14 protein-coding genes and 1 pseudogene are annotated in these 19302 nt (G+C 70.9%); 6 read left to right on the forward strand and 9 right to left on the reverse strand.

Annotated features, from left to right (window positions below; genetic code table 11):
• Window positions 1-42: 42 nt before the first annotated feature.
• Window positions 43-1251, reverse strand: a complete 1209-nt coding sequence (locus A3IC_RS0122865) for a PP2C family protein-serine/threonine phosphatase (RefSeq protein WP_026218604.1) — start codon at window positions 1249-1251, stop codon at window positions 43-45.
• 255 nt (window positions 1252-1506) lie between these two features.
• On the opposite strand from A3IC_RS0122865, the gene A3IC_RS0122870 reads away from it, so the two are divergent.
• Together A3IC_RS0122870 and A3IC_RS0122885 are read left to right on the forward strand one after the other, a co-directional pair.
• The gene (locus tag A3IC_RS0122870; RefSeq protein WP_020552388.1) at window positions 1507-2577 is read left to right on the forward strand and encodes a methyltransferase; all 1071 of its coding nucleotides are present in this window, start codon (window positions 1507-1509) and stop codon (window positions 2575-2577) included.
• Between the two features lie 438 nt (window positions 2578-3015).
• Window positions 3016-4542: a M1 family metallopeptidase gene (locus tag A3IC_RS0122885; RefSeq protein WP_026218605.1), complete on the forward strand. Its 1527-nt coding sequence runs from the start codon at window positions 3016-3018 to the stop codon at window positions 4540-4542.
• Between the two features lie 312 nt (window positions 4543-4854).
• Here the strand turns inward: A3IC_RS0122885 and A3IC_RS0122890 are convergent, their stop codons facing one another.
• Complete coding sequence (locus A3IC_RS0122890) at window positions 4855-5991, reverse strand: FAD-dependent oxidoreductase (RefSeq protein WP_020552391.1); 1137 nt, start codon at window positions 5989-5991, stop codon at window positions 4855-4857.
• A gap of 226 nt (window positions 5992-6217) precedes the next feature.
• On the opposite strand from A3IC_RS0122890, the gene A3IC_RS0122895 reads away from it, so the two are divergent.
• Window positions 6218-9478, forward strand: a complete 3261-nt coding sequence (locus A3IC_RS0122895; RefSeq protein WP_020552392.1) for an ATP-binding protein — start codon at window positions 6218-6220, stop codon at window positions 9476-9478.
• A gap of 398 nt (window positions 9479-9876) precedes the next feature.
• Here A3IC_RS0122895 and A3IC_RS0122900 read toward each other — a convergent pair.
• The 4 genes and pseudogenes from A3IC_RS0122900 to A3IC_RS0122920 form a co-directional block, all read right to left on the reverse strand.
• Window positions 9877-10038: pseudogene (locus A3IC_RS0122900) on the reverse strand (oxidoreductase); the annotation flags it as partial.
• 144 nt (window positions 10039-10182) lie between these two features.
• Entirely contained in the window at window positions 10183-10743 is a 561-nt protein-coding gene (gene pspAB, locus A3IC_RS0122905; RefSeq protein ID WP_020552394.1) for a PspA-associated protein PspAB, read from the reverse strand.
• Entirely contained in the window at window positions 10743-11684 is a 942-nt protein-coding gene (gene htpX, locus A3IC_RS0122910; RefSeq protein ID WP_020552395.1) for a zinc metalloprotease HtpX, read from the reverse strand. The genes pspAB and htpX overlap by 1 nt, the downstream gene beginning before the upstream one ends.
• Before the next feature lie 633 nt (window positions 11685-12317).
• On the reverse strand, window positions 12318-13319 hold the full coding sequence (locus tag A3IC_RS0122920) for an alpha/beta hydrolase (RefSeq protein ID WP_026218606.1): 1002 nt from the start codon (window positions 13317-13319) through the stop codon (window positions 12318-12320).
• 587 nt (window positions 13320-13906) lie between these two features.
• Here A3IC_RS0122920 and A3IC_RS0122925 point away from each other — a divergent pair.
• On the forward strand, window positions 13907-14557 hold the full coding sequence (locus tag A3IC_RS0122925; protein ID WP_020552397.1) for a carbonic anhydrase: 651 nt from the start codon (window positions 13907-13909) through the stop codon (window positions 14555-14557).
• A 231-nt stretch (window positions 14558-14788) separates the two neighbouring features.
• Here the strand turns inward: A3IC_RS0122925 and A3IC_RS0122930 are convergent, their stop codons facing one another.
• Window positions 14789-15463 (reverse strand): tetratricopeptide repeat protein, encoded by a 675-nt coding sequence (locus tag A3IC_RS0122930; protein WP_040877046.1) that lies wholly within the window; start codon window positions 15461-15463, stop codon window positions 14789-14791.
• 167 nt (window positions 15464-15630) lie between these two features.
• On the opposite strand from A3IC_RS0122930, the gene A3IC_RS0122935 reads away from it, so the two are divergent.
• Window positions 15631-16140 (forward strand): RICIN domain-containing protein, encoded by a 510-nt coding sequence (locus A3IC_RS0122935; protein WP_020552399.1) that lies wholly within the window; start codon window positions 15631-15633, stop codon window positions 16138-16140.
• A 119-nt stretch (window positions 16141-16259) separates the two neighbouring features.
• Here the strand turns inward: A3IC_RS0122935 and A3IC_RS0122940 are convergent, their stop codons facing one another.
• Both A3IC_RS0122940 and A3IC_RS56015 read right to left on the reverse strand, forming a co-directional pair.
• Window positions 16260-16628, reverse strand: a complete 369-nt coding sequence (locus tag A3IC_RS0122940) for a hypothetical protein (RefSeq protein WP_158696061.1) — start codon at window positions 16626-16628, stop codon at window positions 16260-16262.
• A gap of 156 nt (window positions 16629-16784) precedes the next feature.
• Window positions 16785-17546: a hypothetical protein gene (locus A3IC_RS56015; protein WP_052173726.1), complete on the reverse strand. Its 762-nt coding sequence runs from the start codon at window positions 17544-17546 to the stop codon at window positions 16785-16787.
• A gap of 717 nt (window positions 17547-18263) precedes the next feature.
• Here A3IC_RS56015 and A3IC_RS0122950 point away from each other — a divergent pair.
• Complete coding sequence (locus A3IC_RS0122950; RefSeq protein WP_026218608.1) at window positions 18264-19109, forward strand: TIGR04222 domain-containing membrane protein; 846 nt, start codon at window positions 18264-18266, stop codon at window positions 19107-19109.
• The last annotated feature ends 193 nt before the right edge of the window (window positions 19110-19302 follow it).

Here is a 19302-nt window from a genome sequence, read left to right on the forward strand (position 1 = left end):
CGGAGCGCCGGAACAGCGGGCGAGGCTCGGCGCGATACCGCGTCATCGGTGCTGCGGGTTCCATTCGAAGAGCAGGATGGTCGCGTCGTCGCGCAATTGGTTGCGCTGGTAATCGAGGATGGCGTGGATGAGCAGCCGCAGCACCTCGGCCGGGCGCTGTCCGGCGGAGGAGGAGCGGATGATGAAGTCGGTGAACCGGTCAAGGCCGAACTCCGCACCGTCCGCGTCGCGAGCCTCCACGACGCCGTCGGTGTAGAGCAGGACACAATCGCCCAGCTCCAGGGCCACCTCGTGGACTTGGCGGCCTACCAGAGCGAGTGGACCGGCCAGGCCGATCGGTGGCTGTGGGGGGCTGTCCAGCGCCCCGGCGAGCACCCGCTCGGCACGGATCAGCAGCGGTGGAGGGTGACCGCAATTGACCCAGCGCAACACCCCGGTCTCGGCGTCGAGCCGACACAGCACACCGGTGCAGAAGTAGTCGGGCAGCCACCGGGCGAGCGCCTGGTCGACCGAGCCGACAATGTCGGCCAGGTCGGCGCCGTGCCGGCGGGCGTTGCGCGCCGCCGCCATGGCGACCGACGTGGTCAGGCCCGCGTTCAGATCGTGACCCATGGCGTCGAGGATCATGGTGTGCAGGACGTTCTTGACCACCGAGTGGTCGAAGGCGTCGCCCGCGACCTCGTACGCCGGTTCCAGGACCGCGGTCGATACGCACCTGCTGCTGCCGATGGTGCGGGGTGGCAGGAAGGCTCGCAGCATCTCGGCGGGCAACCGCATGGTCGCAGTGCGGGTGCGGGCGGCGAGCCAGTCGCTGTAGGCGCGCTTGGAGGTGATCAGCATGGCGAACAGATGGGCCAGCATCCGACTGCGGCGCATCCGCACCCCGTCGAGGGAGGCGGTCCGCACCGCCAGCACGCCCAGCCGCTCCGCACCATCGATCAGAGGCATCCAGAGGATCAAGCCGTCGTCGGCCTCGACCACCTGCGGGGAGACCGTGCGGTACGCCCAGCCGGCCGGCGAGCGGTCCACCGGCAGCGTCTCCAAGGCCTCGTCGAGTGGGATGAGCAGCTGTTGTTGCAGGTCGACGAGGTAGACCAACGCGGTGTCCAGGCCGAGGGCGCAGGCGCAGCGGTTCGCCAAGGCGGGCAGTTCGACCGGCAGGGCGGTCTGCGCCTCGATGATCAGCTCTTCCAGCCGACTCTCGTCGATGGCGGTGTCGGGACCGGATGGCGTGCGCGATGTGTCCGACAGGGGGATCACCTCTTCCGTGCCCAGTTTCACACCGATCCCGTCCTCTCTCACGTCAGCCCGCGGCGGGCCATTGCGCACCGGAACCCACGCCGACGGCCGGCTTCCAGGGTGCGTGCGACCACCGCGGCGTGGCCGGCCGGGCCGCCGCGCGCGGTCACCGGCTCGACGGAAAGCGAGGAATCCGCATCCGCGCCGTATACCGACTGCCACGATGAGGTGACAGCACTGCCACTGCCACGACGAGGAGATCATCCGGTGAGTGATGTCCAGCCCCAACCGGCCGACGCCGCCGACGCGGACGACCGCGCCTCGGCGGCGTACCTGATCGACGAGGCGCTCGCCTACTTGTACCCGGCCGCGCTCCGGGCGGCCGCCGTCGTCGGGGTGGCCGACCACCTGGCCGACGGCCCGCGCACTCCGGCCGAGCTGGCCGGCCCGACCGGCACGGACCCGGCGTACCTTCACCGGGTTTTGCGACTGCTGGCCACCCGGGGCCTGTTCGCCGAGGACGGTACCGGGGCCTTCCGGCTCACCGCCGCGGGCAGCGCGCTGCGCACCGACGCCCCGCTGTCCGTCCGGTCCGCCGTCCTGATGCTCACCGACCGCACCATGTGGCTGCCGGCCGGCGAGATGGACCGTTGCCTGCGCGAGGGCGGGTCGGCCTTCGACGCGATCTTCGGGATGCCGTTCTTCGACCACTTCGCCCGGGACGCCGCCACGGCCGCCGTCTTCCACGACGGCATGGCGGCCATGTCCGACCCGGAGGACCAACCCATCGCCGACGCGTACGACTTCCCCGAGCACGGCGTGGTGGTCGACGTCGGCGGCGGCCACGGCGGTCTGCTCCGGGCCGTCCTGCGCGGCCGGCCCGGATTGCACGGCGTGCTCTACGACCGGGAACACGTCCTGGCCGGCCACCGCTTGGACTCCCCGGACCTCGCGGGGCGCTGGCGGCCGGCCGAGGGCGACTTCTTCGCCTCCGTCCCCGACGGCGCCGATGTCTACATGATGAAGCGGATCACCCACGACTGGGACGACGAGCACTGCGTCACCCTGCTGCGCAACTGCCGCCGCGCGATGGCCCCCGGCGGCCGGGTCCTGGTCATGGACGCCGTCATCGCGCCCGGCGACGCCCGGCACCAGGCCAAGGCGCTGGACCTGATGATGATGGCCTCGCTGGCCGGCCGGGAGCGCAGCGCGTCGGAGTTCGCGGCCCTTTTCGCCGAAGCCGGCCTGCGGCTGAACCGCATCCTCGACACCCCCACGGTGCTGTCCGTCGTGGAGGCCGTGGCCGCCGCCGACCGACCAGTGACCCTCAGCCCATAGGGGACTCGACCAGGCGGTCTCCCACGATTCCGGCCAGGTCGGGGCGGTGGTGCTCCTCGACGGCCCCGACCCGGGCCGGCGCCGTCACCCGCTCCATTCTCAGCCGTGGCCGGCAAGGACGTGGCGTTCACGGCTCGCGAGCGCGCCGGCCCACATCTGCGGGACGACGAGCAAGCCGATGAGCGCCATGAGCGGGATGCTCCAGCCCTGCGTCGCGGTGTGGAGTGCACCGAGGCCGACGGGGCCGAGGCCAAGGGGTCAAGGGGTCAAGGGGTCATGGGGTCATGGGGTCATGGGGCGGCGGTGCGTGACGAGGTGGCAGTGCCGCCATTTCGGCTTGCCTTCTTGTGAACATCCGGGTGTTCGGGCGTAGGACAGGGTCCATTGGGACAAGGATCGATCCGACCCGTTGTCCCGGTGACCCTGTGGAGGACCACTGTGCGCAAGAGGCCGATCGTCTCTGTCGCTGCCGGCGCGCTCGCCCTGCTCCTGTCCGTCCCCGCCTCCGCCGCTCAGGGCGGCCCAGGAGCGGCGGGCATCGGCGACCCCTATTACCCGAACGCCGGCAACGGCGGCTATGACGTCTCGCACTACGACATCCGGCTCAAGTATCAGCCCGCCACCGACGAGTTAGCGGGCACCACCACCATCCTGGCCACCGCCGCCCAGGACCTCACCCGCTTCAACCTCGACTTCGTGCTCGAGGTGAAGGAGGTGCTGGTCAACGGGCGCACCGCCAAGTTCGCCGGCACCGGTGAGCATGAGCTGGAGATCACCCCCGCCCGGGTGATCACCAAGGGCAGCCCGATCACCGTCGTCGTCCGCTACGCCGACAGGCCCGGCGAGGTCGAGCGCGGCGGCCAGTCGGCCTGGCTGCGCACCCCCGACGGCGGGGTCGCCGCCAACGAGCCGGAGAGCGCGGCCTGGTGGTACCCGAGCAACGACCACCCGACCGACAAGGCCACCTTCGACGTTTCCGTGTTGGTGCCCGACGGTACCCAGGTGATCAGCAACGGCACCTCGACCCAGAGCTCGCGGGCCGGCTGGACCCGCTACAACTACCGGCAGACCAAGCCGCAGGCCACCTATCTGGCCACGCTGGCGATCGGCAGGTTCGACATCCGCGCGGACACCACCCCGGGCGGGCTGCCCGTCATCACCGCGTACAGCAAGGACCTCGGCGACAACGCCGGTGCGGCGCAGGCCAGTGTCGAGCGGACCGGCGAACTGGTCGATTGGCTGAGCGGCTACTTCGGCGCGTATCCGTTCGGCACGGTCGGCGGCTATGTGCCCAACGTGCCCACCGGGTACGCGCTGGAGACCCAGGGGCAGATCTTCTACAGCCCCGCGCAGTTCTCCCGGGGCTCCAACACCTCCGTCGTGGTGCACGAGTTGGCCCATCAGTGGTACGGGGACAGCGTGTCCGTGCAGCGTTGGAGCGACATCTGGCTCAACGAGGGCTTCGCCCGGTACTCGCAGTGGCTGTGGTCCGAGCACGAGAACGAGGGCACGACCCAGGAGTTGGCCGACTACGTCTACAACCTCTACCCGGCCGACCACGAGTTCTGGACCATCAAGCCGGGCGACCCGGGCGCGGACCATCAATTCGCCGGTGCGGTCTACGACCGGGGCGCGGTCGCGGTGCAGGCGCTGCGCAACGCCGTCGGGGACGAGAAGTTCTTCCGGATTCTGCAGGGGTGGCCGACCGAGCGCAAGTACGGCAACGCCACCATCCAGGACTTCCAGGCGTACGCGGAGCGGATCTCCGGCAAGCCGCTGGGCGAGCTGTTGAACACCTGGCTGTTCACGGCGGCGAAGCCCGCGGTGGGGTCGGCCGGCGCGGCGGCGCCGAGCCTGGCGAAGTCGGGTCCGGCACTGAGTGGTGCCACGGCGGACGTGGCGCCGGAGCCGAGGTCCTGGAAGAAGATCCAGGAGACCAACACGGTGCATGAGCACAGGAGTTGATGATTCGTCCGATGTCAACTCCCGTACGGCCCGGTCATCCGCAGGTGAGCGGACGGCCGGGCCGTACGAGCGAGCACTTCGCGATGCCTCCTCTCGCACGCGGCAGGCGCAGTGCCCGGCCTGCGGTGTCACCCGCGCTCGGGAACCGTCACCGTGCGCTTTGGTGAGGTTGCCTCGTCTCACCGACGGCAACAGCGCGACGTGTGACCTGCCGGTCGGCGCCGACGGCGCGGGCTCCCGGGTCCGCGCACTGCTCACCGACGCCCGACCGGCGCACACCGGCCCCGTGCTCGCCGGTGTTGTGCGGTTCCCTCAGGAGGTCTGCTCGCCTCGGGTGATCAGGCCGATCAGGCCGTGGGCTGTGTTGTCGTCGGAGTCGACCGCCTCGACCTCGACACCTTCGAAAGTGGCGTCCTCGGTGGGGCGGAGGAACATGGCCTGCTCGTACTCGGTGAGCGCGGCCTCGATGTCGTCGGGGTGCGCGGCGATGGCCTTGCCGAGTTCGGCGCCGTCGAGCATGGCCAGGTTGGCGCCTTCGCCGTTCGGGGCCGTCAGGTGGGCGGCGTCGCCGAGCAGGGTCACCCCCGGCACCCGGTTCCACCGGTGACCGGTCGGCAGAGCGTAGTGGGGGCGCAGGACCGGCGCGGTGTCGCCGTCGGTGATCAGCGCGGTGAGCTCCGGTGCCCAGCCGTCGAACTCCCGCGCGATCCGGGCGGTGGCCGCGGCGGCATCGGTGAAATCGATGGCGGCGAACCAGTCCTGCGGCTTGGTAAGCGCCACGTAGGTGTGCAGGGTGTCGCCGGTTTCCCGGTGAGCGAAGATCTCCTTGCCCGGCGAGGGCGCGATCATCGACCCGCCGCCGACCGCTTTCGCGGCGGCTGGGTGCCGGGTGTCGGCGTCGAACAGGTAGGTCTCGACGAACGACGTGCCGGCGTACTCGGGTGTGGCGGTGCAGAGCAGCGGCCGGACCCGTGACCACGCGCCGTCCGCGCCGACCAGCAGGCCGGTGGCGATGCTGCCGCCGTCGGCGAATGTCACCTCGTAACGCCCCTCGCCGAGAGCACGGGTGCCGGCGACCTTGTGCTTCCACCGGACGGTGCCGGCCGGGAGTGAGTCGAGCAGGATCCGTCGCAGCTCGCCGCGCTGCACCTCGGGGCGTCCGCCCGTGCCGTCGTCGGTTTTGTCGAGCAGGACGGTTCCGTCCCTGTCGAGGACCCGCATCGACTGGCGGCCCTCCAGAACGATGGCGTGGAACTCGTCCATCAGATCGGCCGCTTCGAGGGCGAGCTGCCCGTTGTAGTCGTGGATGTCGAGCATTCCGCCCTGGGTGCGCGCGGTCGGGGAGGGTTCGGCCTCGTAGACCGTGGCCGGGATGCCGTGCACGTGCAGGACGCGGGCCAGGACGAGGCCGCCGAGTCCTGCGCCGATGATCGTGACAGGGTTGTTCATGCTGGTGGCTCCTTCGGGATCGAGGCCGCCCGGTGAGCTCCGGCGGTCACCTCTGGAATGTCGGGCACTCGAATGCTGACCCGGGCCGCTCACACGGGGCACACGCGGTGCCGACAGCGGCGCACACGGCGTTGACGGCGGCACGCATGGCGCGCCGACACTCCCGGAAAAGCCAGGGCGCTGCCCTGATTTGGGGACTCCGGGGTGCGCGCGCGAGGATCGGGGGATGGATCGGGGTGCGCGGCTTCGCGTCAGGCTGCTCGGCGCCTTTCGGGTGTCTCGCGGTGACGTCGCGCTGCCCGTTTCGGGTGCGCGGTTGCAGGGTCTGGTCGTACGGCTGGCGCTCGTCGGGGGTCGCCCGGTCGTGCAGGGCGTCCTGGTCGACGGGATCTGGGCCGAGGACCCGCCGGCCGGCGCCGCCCATGCCCTGCAGGCCCTCGTCTCGCGGCTGCGCCGGGCCCTCGGTTCGGCCGGCGACGTCGCGCACCTCGCGGGCGGCTACCGGCTGGACGTGGACGCGGCCGACGTGGACGCGCTGCGGTTCGAGCAGCTCGCCGCCGCCGGCCGTGACCGTCTGCGCGCCGGCGACCCGAATGCCGCTGCGGCTGTGCTCGGCGAAGCCCTGGCGCTGTGGAGGGACCCTCCCGGTGCCGAACCCACGGTCGTCGCCGCGGTGGCCCCCGCCGCCGCGGCCCGGCTGGCGCACGCCTCGATCGAGGCCGTCGCCGACCTCGCCGACGCCGAGCTGGCCCTGGGCCGTGCCGACGTGGCCGCCGCCCGCCTGACCGCCCTGCTCGCCGAGTACCCGGTCCACGAGCGGGCGGCCGCGCTGCTGATGGACGCGCTCGCCGCCCAGGGTCGCCAGGCCGAGGCCCTTGCGCTGTACGAGCGAGTCCGGGAAACCCTGGCCGACGTCCTCGGCGCCGATCCGGGCGCCGCCCTGCGCGAGCGTCACCTGCGCCTGCTGCGCGCCGAGCGGCCCGCCCCGGACGCCGAGCGGACCGGGTCGGGCAATCTGCCCGCGCCGCTGACCAGCTTCATCGGGCGCGATGACGACCTCGCCCGGATCGACACGCTGCTCGCCGCCGGGCGCTTGGTCACCGTGCTCGGTCCCGGCGGCGCCGGCAAGACCCGGCTCGCCGTCGAGGCCGCCCGCCGCCTCCGCCACGAATACCGCGACGGCGCCCGGCTGATCGACCTCGCCTCGGTCACCGAGCCGGCCAAGCTCGGCGCGGCCCTGCTCGCCGGGATCGGGATGCGCGGCGGCGCGATGTTCGAGGCCCGGACGCGGGCCGAGGGCGACGAGGTGGACGTACTCGTCGGTCAACTCGGCGGCCGAGAGATCCTGTTGCTCGTCGACAACTGCGAGCATCTGATCGACGCGGTGGCCCACCTGGTCGCGCCACTGCTGTCCCGATGTTCGGGGCTGCGCGTGCTCGCCACCAGCCGCGAACCCCTCGCGACCGACGGCGAGGCGCTCGTACCGCTCGGCCCACTCGCACTGCCCGGCCCGGACGACGCCGTCGCACAGGCCCGGCAGGCGGCGTCGGTAAGCCTGTTCACCGAGCGGGCCGCGGCCGTGCGCCCCGGCTTCGAGGTCGACGAGACGACGCTGCCCGAGGTCCGGCGAGTGGTCCGCAGCCTGGATGGGATGCCGCTGGCCCTCGAACTGGCCGCGGCCCGGCTGCGGACGCTGTCGCTGCTCGAGCTCGCCGACGGTCTCTCCGACCGGTTCCGGCTGCTCACCACCGGCAGCCGCACCGCGCCGCCCCGGCACCGCACGCTGCGCGCAGTGATCGCCTGGAGCTGGGATCTGCTGAGCGAGCACGAGCGTACGGTCGCCGAACGCGTCTCGATCCTGGCCGGCGGAGTCACGCCGGCCTCGGCCATCGCGGTCTGCGCCGGCACCGCGGTGCGGGTCGCCGAGGTTCCCGAACTGCTCGCCGGCCTGGTCGACCGGTCGCTGCTGCAGCTCACGTCCGCCCCGGGGCGCTACCGCATGCTGGAGTCGCTGCGCGAGTACGGCACCGGGCGCCTGGCCGAGACGGGCGACCTCGGCACCGTTCGCGACCTGGCCGCCGGCTACTTCGCCGAGCTGATGGCCCGGTACGACCCGCAGTTGCGCGGGCCCGGCCAGTCGGCGGCCGTGCGAGTCATCAGTGCCGAGTACGACAACACGCTGGCCGCCCTGCGCCGCCGGTGCGACACCGGCGACGCCCCCGGCGCGGTTGCCCTCGCCCTGAACCTGACCTGGTATTGGGAGATGTTCGGCCGGCGCCTCGACGCGGCCCACTGGCTGGGCGAGGCATTGGCGGTGCCCGGCGGCAAGCCGACGCCGGACCGCGACTGCGCCCACACGATCCATCTGCTCAACCGGGTCGGCACCCGGCCTGGGACGACCGCCGAGGAGGCGGCGGCCGACCGGGCCGAGATCCGCGAGTCGGCCGACCGGCTGCTCGCGTACCCGGAGTTGCCCGGTCCGTACGGCGCACTGACCGCGCTACCGCTCGCGTTCCTGGGAGGGGAGAAGACAGTGCCCGCGATCATCGAGCGCCTGGCCGACGGCGACGACGTATGGCTGTCCGGCCTGGCCCACATGTTCCGCGCCCAGTCGGCCGAGAACGCGGGTGAGCTCGACAGGATGCGCACCGACACGGAGGCGGCCCTGACCTGCTTCCGGCGGGTCGGCGACCGTTGGGGCTTGGCCAACGCGCTGCCGATGCGCGCCCGGTTGCGGCAGTACGACGACGATCTCGACGGCGCGCTGGCCGACCTGCGCGAGGCCCGGTCGCCGGCAGGTGAGTTCGGCTCGCTCGGCCTCGACGACGAGGTGTTCGGTGACCTGCGCTGGATCGACCTGCACCTGCGGCGCGGCGAGACCGACCTGGTGGTCGCGATGATCGACTCGGCCCGGGAGCGGGCGCTGCGCGCGAACTCGCCGGGGATGCAGTTCCTGGTCGACGCGTGGGAGGCCGTCTTCCGGCTGCGACTCGGCGACCTGGACCGGGCGCGGGAACTGCTCGACAAAGCCGAACGCGGTCTGCACGGCGACACCCCGTTCCCCGGTGACCACGCGCGGACGCTGGTCGGTAGCGCACGAGCCTCGCTCTGCCTGGAGACGGGCGATCCGGCCGGCGCGGAGGGGGCGCTGACGAAGGCGTACACGGCGGCGCTGGAGACCCGGGACCTGCCGATCCTGTCACTGGTGGCGGTGAACGTGGCCGCGCTCGCCGAGGCGCACGGGCGGCATCGGGAGGCCGCCGTTCTGCTCGGCGCCGCCGCCCGACTGCGCGGCGCTCACGACCGCACCGATCGGCAGGTTCGCGACCTCACCCGCCGGGGGTGGGCCGCGCTGGGCGAGGAAGCCTTCGCCGCGGCGTACGCGAAGGGTTACGAGCTGGACGGGAAGACGGCCGTGACCGAAGTCGACCCGGCCCGGCTGCGCCGGGAACGCACAACGACACGTTGCGCGGGGGCAACAAGTTGATCTTCGGAGACTCATTCTCGGGGGTGTGGCTCTGCGGCGAGTTGTTGCGTCAACCGTCGGAGCAACAGGCCGGCGGTGCCTGGCGGACGCACAGGAACGGCTCCGGCCGCGCGTTGCCGCGGTCGGAGTCGTTCCCTGGTCTCCGTCGCGGGGCACAGCCCGCATTGATGACGGCCGCGGCCCCGTCCCATTCTCGTTTTCGGGGCGGGGGCGCGGCGGTTCCGGTGTCAGTTCGGGGTGAGTGGTGTGGCGGCGGCGATGTGGGTGAGCTTGTACGCGCTGCTGCCGGGCGTCGTCCTTGGCCTTCAGGACGCGTGCGCCGGGCTTGTGCGCCTCGTCGGCGAGCTGCTTGATGGTGTGGGAGACGACGAACTCCTTCAGGCGCGCGCCCGGGCGGCCACCAACTGGTGCAGGCGCAGGCGCTCGACGAAGGTCGGGCGCGGGTTGACGAGGGTCACGGCCACGTCGTCGCGGCTGGTCGGGCGATTGGCCGCGAGGACTCCGGCGCATCCGCCGCCGATCACGATGACTTCGATCCGGCCGCCGCTGTGCTTCGTCATGGTCTCTGCTTCATTTGCTCGGGGTTTCGCACACAGGGCGCGGAGCGGAGGGAATCTGTGACACGGTGTGGCTCGGATCACGTCCGATGGTGCGTCGGGGCGTGGTGGGAACACGGACAGCGGGGCGCGGCGCGGCGCGGCGCGCTAGAGGCCGGGTGCCCCCCATACCGGGAACCACCGAGACAGGTCCTTCTCCACGCGCAGGTCGTCTCGTAGGGCCGCCGACACTTCGAGCTCCAGGGCGCTGTCGCGTTTGTCGTGCGCGCCGGGGACCGGTGCGAAGGGATAGAAAGTGCCACGCTTGTACAGGTAGACCAACGCCAGGCTGCGGCCGTCGTCGTGGTGGAACGCCACCAGGGAGCACAGCAGTTGCGGACCGAAGCCGGAACCCTCCAAGGCAGAGTTGACCGCGTGCAGGTCGGTGACCAGCGAGCCGATGTCGTCGGGGGCACCGCACCCGACCAGCCACGTGTACCCATACGCGTCGCGGGTCTGGGTAAGGTCGCCCAACAATTGCTTCACGTCGTCGCGCACCGTGTCGAACGCGCCACCCTCGACCGACGCGAAGCACACCGAGCCGCTGCCGGTGGGGGTGAACCCGGCCGCGGCTTGGAGGGTGATCGCCGCCGACGGCAGCCCGAAGAGTTGGTCCAAGTCGGGCCGGACGGGCTTGTCGCGGCCGAGGAGGATGTCGAGGAAGCCCATCAGGCGGCCCGACCCAGTTCAGCGGAGATGCGGGCGAGCTGCTCCAAGCGCCGTTCCAGGGTGGGGTGCGTGGCGAGGATGTTCGCCAGGCTCTCCTTGCCGGCGATCGCCGGCGCGAAGAAGAACGCGTTGAACGGTTCGGCCTTGCGTAGATCGCGGGTGGGGATCTTTGCCATCTGACCGCTGACCTTGGTCAACGCCGAGGCGAGGGCGGAGGGCCGGCCGGTGAGGAACGCCGCCGAGCGGTCCGCCGACAGTTCGCGGTAGCGGGACAGGGTGCGGATCAGCACGAAGCTGAGTGTGTACACGACCACGCTCGCCGCTGTGACGATGAGCATCACCACCGCCGTGTTCTGGTCGTTGCCGCGCCGGTTGAAGCCGCCGAACAGGCCGAACTGGATGCCGAACCGGGTCAGCAGGCCGGCCAGTACGCCCAGGAACGACGCGATCGTCATCACCACGACGTCCCTGTGCGCGACGTGCGACAACTCGTGGGCCACGACGCCTTCGAGCTCTGCGGGCTCCAGGCGCCGCACCAGGCCGGTGGTTGCGCACACGACGATGTTCTTGCTGTTGCGGCCGGCCGCGAACGCGTTGGGTACGTCGCTGTCCGCAATCGCCACCTTGGGCTTGGGCATGTCTGCCAGCGCGCACAGGCGATCGATGGCGCCGTGCAGTTCGGGAGCCTGTTCGGGGGTGACCTCACGGGCGCCCATCGCGAACAGGGCGATGCGGTCGCTGAACCAGAACTGGGCGATGAACACGCTGCCGACCAGGATCACCGCGAGCGGCCACATGCGGCCCAGGGCCACCACGAGCACACCGACGAACACGACGTACAACAGGCCGAGCACGAACATCGTCACGAGCATGCGGGCGACCAGGCCGCGATCGGCCACGAACCGGCTGCGGCCGTCCGTGACGGCACCTGCTCTGCGCATCGCAACCTCCTCGCGAGTGCCCTATGTGTTCGGCGCTCGCTCGGACGTGAATATGGCTCGAAGCGGGTGAAGGGCGCTCTTCTTCGATTCTGCCTCGCGGCGCACGAAAACAACGGGAGCAGCGGCGTGCGATCCGGAATCCGAAGCGTGGACGTCATCTCGATGCAGTGGCCACGCTTGGTGGGAGGGAGCCCCAATGGCCTGCCCGTCGCGGCGCCGCTCCGCCGGCGTCGGGTCGGTCCCGCCGCGGCCGGGTGGGACGGCACCGTCCCGCCCGCGCGGTCCGGACGCGGTCTCGGCGAGCACGCGGGCGAGCCCTGGACGATGACCCGTGACGCCTTCGGGCGCCCGTTCGCCCGACGCCGGGCCCGGGGCGCGGGGCGCTTGATCCGGGCGTGGCGGGGACGCCGGCACGTTCTGGCGGTGTCCCCGCGGGCCTGGGCAGGTCTACGCGCGGTGGAACAGGTGCGGCTTGCTCCGGAAGACGGTCGCGCCCGGGGTGACGCGGGCCGGGCTTGGCATGGGAATCCTCGGGAACGGCGCCCGGGGCGTCCCGTCGTACGAGCGGCAGTACAGGTCTGCGCGGGCGCCGTCGCCCAGGATGACGCAGTACAGCCGGTCGGCGTAGGTGGCCTAGGCCGCCGGGCGAAGGTGGGCGACGATGCCGTCGATGTCCTCGGCGAGGAGGTGCCAACGGAGAGTGTGGCCTCCGGTAACCTCGTGGGCCGTGTAGGGGATGCCCGCCTGGTCGAGGAGGCCGCGGAACTCGCGCTGGCCGTCGAGGACATGGGACTCCTGGAAGGCGCTGAACCACGGGATGTTCTCGGCTCCCGTGCCGGCCACCATGAAGATCCGCTTGTTGTGGTAGCTCGGGATGCGCTCGACCGCGTTGTCGGCGCTGACCCGCGCTTCGTTCCACAACGGGACGCCGTAGACGGTGCCGCCGCCCAGTTCGATGGCGGCCGAGGACGCGTTGGCCCAGTGGCCGACGGCACCGCCGTTGAGGCGGAGGCTGGGCGGGCCGGAGTGGGCGCTGACCGAGGCGAAGTGGCCGTAGTACTTGGCGGCGTACTTCAGCGCGCCGAATCCGCCCATCGAGTAGCCGGCGACCGCCCGCCCGTCGTACTCCGCATGGGTCCGGAAGTTCGCCTCGACCCACGGCAGGAGCTGGGACATGTGAAAGGTCTCCCAGTTGCGGGGACCGACGAACGAGGTGACCGGGTTGGAGTACCAGCCGGCGCCGCCGCCATCCGGCATCACGACGATGATCGGCTTGCCGGCGGTGAGTTCCCGAATTCCGCCCGGGACGTCGAAGTTGCGGAAGTCCGCGCCCGTGCCGCCACCGTGAAACAGGTACATGACGGGGTACCTGCGGCCGCTGCTGTCGTAGTCGTCGGGCAGCAGGACGTTGACACCGGGGCCGGTGGTCCATCCGATCTGGCTCGTCTTGAAGCGGTAGTACTTCAGGCGCGGGTCGCTCTCGTTGCTGTCGATGACGCGCAGCCCGAAGCCGTCGCCGACCGCATGGGCCGCGGCGGCGCTCCCGACGACGCCCGCGCCGCCGAGCACCGCCGCCGCGGACAAACCGCCGGCGGCCTTCAAAATGCCGCGGCGGGTGGGTTGGAACTCGGTCATGCCGTCCCCCATGTTCGGTTTGTGGTGTGCCTGCCGCCTGCGGATGTCCGGCTGTCAGCGAGCCGCACCGGTGCTCAGTGACAAGCGAAACCGCCGGCGCAGGACGACCAACCCCCCTTGTAGGGCGGTTGGTTACATCCGGTGCGCGTCGATCACACACCAGTCACCTGCAATCGTCAATGCCGAACCGAGTTTGGTTTTCGCGCCGCTAAAGCCCGCAACTCCCCTGCGTACCAGGGCTACACGTGTCACCGCCCGCTGCGAGCGGTGCTCGCGTCGGCGCCCAGGAACCACACCGCGCCCGACGCGGCGACCGGCTCGGCGCGGCTGACGACCGCGTCCCGCGGTGCGCAGACCCGCCCGTCCGCCGACCGCCTACGGCGCCCTCGGCTGATCCGGCCACCCTGTCGTCGGATCGGTCGACGTCCTGCCGACCGGTGGAGCCGGCCCGACCAGGCTCGCGCATCCTGCCGGAAGACGTCACCGCGCGGGCTTACGGGAACGTCCGGCGATACGACGCCGTCTCGGACGTGTCCTCATCGCGGACCCCGGCATGGTGATGAGCCGGTTCGTCGTAGCCTGCGCACATGACCGACACCTCGATCTTGACCCCGTCCGAAGCCGTCGGGCTGCTGCTGGCCGGCAATCGGCGCTTCGTCACCGGCACCCCGAAGCACCCGAACCAGGACGCCGCGCGCCGCGCGGAGACCGCACCCGGTCAGCGCCCGTTCGCGGTGCTCTTCGGCTGCTCCGACTCACGCCTGGCCGCCGAGATCATCTTCGACCGGGGCCTGGGTGACCTGTTCGTCGTCCGCACCGCGGGCCACGTGGCGGGTCCGGAGGTGCTGGGCAGTATCGAATACGGCGTGAGCGTGCTGGACTGCCCGCTGGTCGTGGTGCTGGGCCACGACTCGTGCGGCGCGGTGGCCGCCACCCGCGCCGCCGTGGCCGACGGCGTCGCCGCCACCGGGTACGTGCGCGACGTCATCGAACGCGTCACCCCCAGCGTCCTGGCCGCCCGCGCAGCCGGCCTCACCCGAGACGAAGACATCATCGCCGAGCACATACGGCACAGCGTCGACCTCCTCATGGACCGCTCCCGGGTGCTCGCCGACCAGGTCGCAGCCGGACGGACGGCCGTGGTGGGCATGTCCTACCGACTGGCCGACGGCAGCGCCCGACTCGTCACCTCCCGCGGCCCGGCCGCCGAACCGGCGGCCCCAGGCCCGGTGGCCTGAACGGCGGACCGCACTCCGGCGACCTCGTCTCAAGAAGCTCGCCGCCACGATCCTGGTGCGCTTCGAGGTCACCGGGGATTCCGCCGGCGCCGATGATCGCCCTGTTCGCCGACCGGTGACCCGCTTCGATCGCGCATGTCCCGAACCGGTCCCGTCGGCGACGCCGAGCCCGGCATCGAGCCCGCGTCAGCCACTGCAAACGACGAGGCCCGTAGGCCGTGGCCTCACGGATCAAACACGATTGCGGATCTGACGGACGTGCGCCTGGGCTTCCTCGATCTGAAGCAGGATGTTGTGCGCCCCATGAGCCAGCGCGAGCGCGTGGGCCTCGTCGAGGATCGACAACGCATCGTCGTGGCGACCCTCGGCGGCGGTGATGTAGCCCAGGCCCACCATGTTCGCTGCGACACCGGCCGGCAGTCCGGCCTCGCGGCGAATCTCGGACGACCGGGTCAAGTGTTCCCGGGCCGCCCCCAGGCGACCGGCGGCGTGTTCGGCGATGCCGAGATGGCGAAGTGCCTCGGCCGCGATCTCCCTGTCGCCGACCTTCGTCGCGAGGTCGCGGGAGCGTTCGAGGATGGGTACGGCCGTGGCGTGGTCGCGTCGTACGACCTGATGGACGGCACCGATCCAGAACAACGACTCGCCTTCGCCCCGTATATCGCCCAAGGCTCGGAACAACTCCAACGCTCTTTCGAATGCTGCCAGTTCGCCGGGCTCCTCGGTCTCGTCCTCGGCCCGCCGAGCCAGGAACCGGCCGTGTCGGATCCGTCCCCGTGCGAGGGCCAACTCGGCTTCGAGCGCGTCCAGTTCGCGATCGGCCGTGGTGAGCCCGTCGTTCTCCCCGGCGATCACACTGCGCTGGTAGAAAACCTTGGCCCGTTCGATTCGAGCATCCGCAACCATGGCTTGCCCCCCGCTTCTTCCGCCTGTCGGATGACGAACTCATCCGGGCTCTGCGTCGAACGGACCTACGACCGCCACCATACCCAGCGCTGCCCATCACCTCTGCATGAACCGCGCGTTGTTCGGGCTCTCCAACAGTTCATCGGCGAGAAACCCGGAGAACACGTATGTCCTTACGGCGCCGTCTGTTCGCGCTCGTCACCGCGGTGTCGGCGATGTCGGCCGTCACCGTGGTCGGTTCCCCCGCGCAGGCAGCAGGTTTCAGCCCGATCAATGTCTGGAACTCGAGCCACTGTCTCGACAACGCCACCGAGAACGCCGCGAAGCTACAGATGTGGTCGTGCAGCGGTGGTTCCGAACAGAAGTGGCTCGAAGGGTTCAACACCCAGACCGGCCTGTTCACCTTCACCAACCAACGCACGGGGCGGTGCATCACCGCGCCGGCCTCGGGAGCCGGCACGGTCACGATGGCCTTCTGCAACGCGGCCGCGACGACGCAGCAGTGGCGCGTCTACTACGCGGACAATCCGTCGGGGCCGCCCTCGGGCTGGTACGACGTCTGGCAGAACGTGTCGAGCGGCCTTTGCCTGTCGACGCCCAGCGTGGCCAACGGCACCCTCGTGCAGACGACGCCCTGCGACCCCTCCGACCTCTACGACAGGTGGCACCAGCAGTAACGCCGCATGTCCGGAGCCGGCCACACACGCGGCCCCGCGGCCTCCGCGTCGGGGCGGGTCCGCGTGAACAAGGCCACCCGACCCGACTCGGTGATTGCCTGGCCCGGGCCCGGGTGGACTCAGCACTTCATGGACGCGAGCGGATACAGGTTCTCCATCCACGCGACCAGCGTCATCACGGCCACGGCCAGACTCCCGGTCAGCCACCCCCACATGATCGCCGCGATCACGGCCCGCCTGCCGCGCAGCACCGCAGTGGTCGCGAGCGACAGCACGGTTCCGACGACCCAGATCAGCAGTAGCGGGATGCCCAGCTCGAACACGAGGAAGACAAGCATGCCGCCGCCCACCAGACCACGCTCGAGCTGCGAGGCATCGCACCGGTCCTGGTAGGCGCGCAACTGTACGCTGTAGCCGATCATCGCCCCTGCGGGCAGGCCGAGGGCAAGAAGTTGATAGACGGCCAGAGACCACTTTCTCGGCGACATCGCGGCCACCCCCCGGCGATCACGGTAGCGGCAGCCCATCGGTTGGGAGGGGCTTTTGTCGACGCTCACCGGGGTCGGCGCGACCGGAAGGCTCGTGGAGATCTTCGGAGTTCGAACAGGGCTCCTGCGCCGGATGCGGATATGCCCCGCTGCGTGTCAGGCTTTATGGCGGGCCGTGGTGTAGAGCCTGGCGGTCAACGCGGCGACCTCGTCCTGCGGGACGCCGTTGCCGCCGATCGTCATTTCCGCCAGGACGACGACGTTGGCGCCGCCGAGGGTGGAGTAGTCGGCCCAGGCGCAGACCGGGAATCGGAAGTCCGCGCCGTTCTTCGGAGTTCCGTCGTCCCTGCTGTGGGTGACCTTCATGTCCTGGCACTTCATCAGCGCGCCCTCGAAGCCGGCGGGCTTGACGGTCCTGGCGCTTGCGACGGGCCGTATCTCCATTCCCTGCGCCTTCCCGGTGCCCTTCAGGCCCTTGTTGCCGACGTCGGCCAGGTATTTGTCGAGTGCCTCGGCGGGGTCGGCGATCTCGCCGGAGAAGCCGTTGAAGGTCAGCCGCGTGCCGCCGATTTTCGCCGGGTTGCCGGGGTCGGTGCCGGGAGCGTTGTAAACGCCGGACACCGCCCGGGCGTTGGCCACTCCGAGGCCCTCGCCCTCCTTCTCGCCGGGCGTGGTGCCCGGTCCCGACTTCGTGTAGGCGTCGACCGACTCCGGGACGACGAGCGTGTGGCCCCTGGTGTCGGCGGAGATGTCACCACTGCTCACGGAACCGCCGCCCGAGGCACCGATGGTCGCATCCGCGGCGCCGCCGACACCAGGGGCCTTCGCGTCGTCCTTCTCGTCCTCCGATCCGCCGCACGCGGCGGTCACCACGAGGAGGGGTATGACGGCAGCAGCGAAGCGGGCGCGAAAACGCATGAGGAATGGGTCCTTCCAAGAAGATTCGTATCGGACCGGAACTTCCGCAACACCTGCGGTCGGCCGGCTTCCCAACTGACGTGACAGCCCGTCAGGCTGCCGCAGCACCAGGGCCTGTGTCATGGGGAGTCCCCTCACCCGACCACCAACGGCATTGCCCTCCCCGCATGGTTGTGACCGTCACGACCTGCGCTGCGCCGTCTTCGGGCCGGATGCCGAGTTCGTCGAGTTGCCGGAGTGCCCGGTCCGGAGTTTGGCCCCTACGGCGGGCTCGGCCTGCCGCTGTGCCCAGGTGCCGACGTCCTCGCCGCCGACCACGCGGCGGTGCGGCGGTGTGGCGGTGCGGGCGTCGCGCCAGCACCTCAGCGCGTACTGGAGGCCAGTCTCAACTGCGGTGTCAGGTCGCGGAGATCAACCCAGACGGTCCCGACGAGTTCGCAGTCGGCGATGAAGCGGTCGGGCTCGGGGCGGCCGCGACGTTGTCACCGGTCGCCGTGGCCCGCACAGCGCCACGGTGTGGCCTCGAGCCTCGTATCCGACTTGCCGAATGGCTCCTGTGGCCGCCCGGGTCTGTGGGCCGGTCCTGTCGGCGGATGACGGTGGCGAAGACGCTCACTCTGCCGGGTCTGCGAAGCGTACTGTGCCGGTGGCCTGCCACAGATGCCGCAAAATCCGTGGCGTCCGGCGGCGGAGTATCGTCGTGCGAGGGGGGCGTTCGTGTGGGTCGTCGGGTTCGTCGCGGTCGGGCTGTCGCTGTGTGGTCTCGTCTGGTGGGCACATCACACCGCCGGCCGCCTTCGGGCGCACAAGCCGACGCGGGCGTCGGACGCGGGACCGGTGACGTTGTACGAGGTCGCCTATCTGGCGGGCGGGCCACACCGGGTCGTGGAGACGGTCCTCGCGTTGCTGCACGAGAGCGGGCGGTTGGAGATCACCCCTCACGGGCTCCTTTATCCGCCGGATGCGGACTGGCGTCGCCTCCACCGGGGTGACGGGGTCGAGACGGCGATTTTCGGGGCCTCCGTCGGCGGCCCTCCGATAGCCGTCCATCGGATCCTGGGCAACGCGCACCGCGCCGAGTCGATCGACCTGTTGGGCGTGGGTCTGGCCTACGACGGACTGGCCCACCACCCGCGCCTGTTGCGTACGGCGCGTCGCGCGCATACGTACTGGGCTGGAGCGTCGGTGGCGACCCTCGCGGCCGGCGGCGCGACCGTGGGATGGCAACTCGCCCATCACCGTGCCGTTCTCGTGCCGGTCCTGGCGTACACGGCCCTGTCCACGATCACCGGCGTCGCCTGCATGCTTCGTCGGGTCGGTGGGCAAGTGCCCACCGATGCCGGTGCCCGGCTGATACACGGGATACGAAGCGAGCAGCCCTGGCATCCGCCCGCGATCGACGGACTCGAGGACGAGCGGGCGGTCGCGGTCGGCCGGGTCGCACTCGACGGCCTCGCCGGCCTTCCTCCCGAAAACGACCTGGTCCGGTATCGCCACGCCAGGCCACCCACCCCTCCTCTGGGCAACACCGACCCCGCCGGCTTGGGTGGTGCGGGACTTTGACCCGCCACACGGAGAACGCCGACCCGCGATTGTCGTGATCCCAGGGGCGGTGATCGGTGTGTCGGTGGTGGTGTGGGCTGGGGTGCCGCAGGTCGGGAGCAAACGTTTCCCGGCCGTGTCGGCGAGAGCCGTGTGGAAAGTTGGGATGGTCTTCCGGTGATGCCTTGGTGGCAGTGGCGCGGGCCGTGGGCGC

This window comes from Embleya scabrispora DSM 41855 (genome assembly GCF_000372745.1).
Lineage (GTDB): Bacteria > Actinomycetota > Actinomycetes > Streptomycetales > Streptomycetaceae > Embleya > Embleya scabrispora.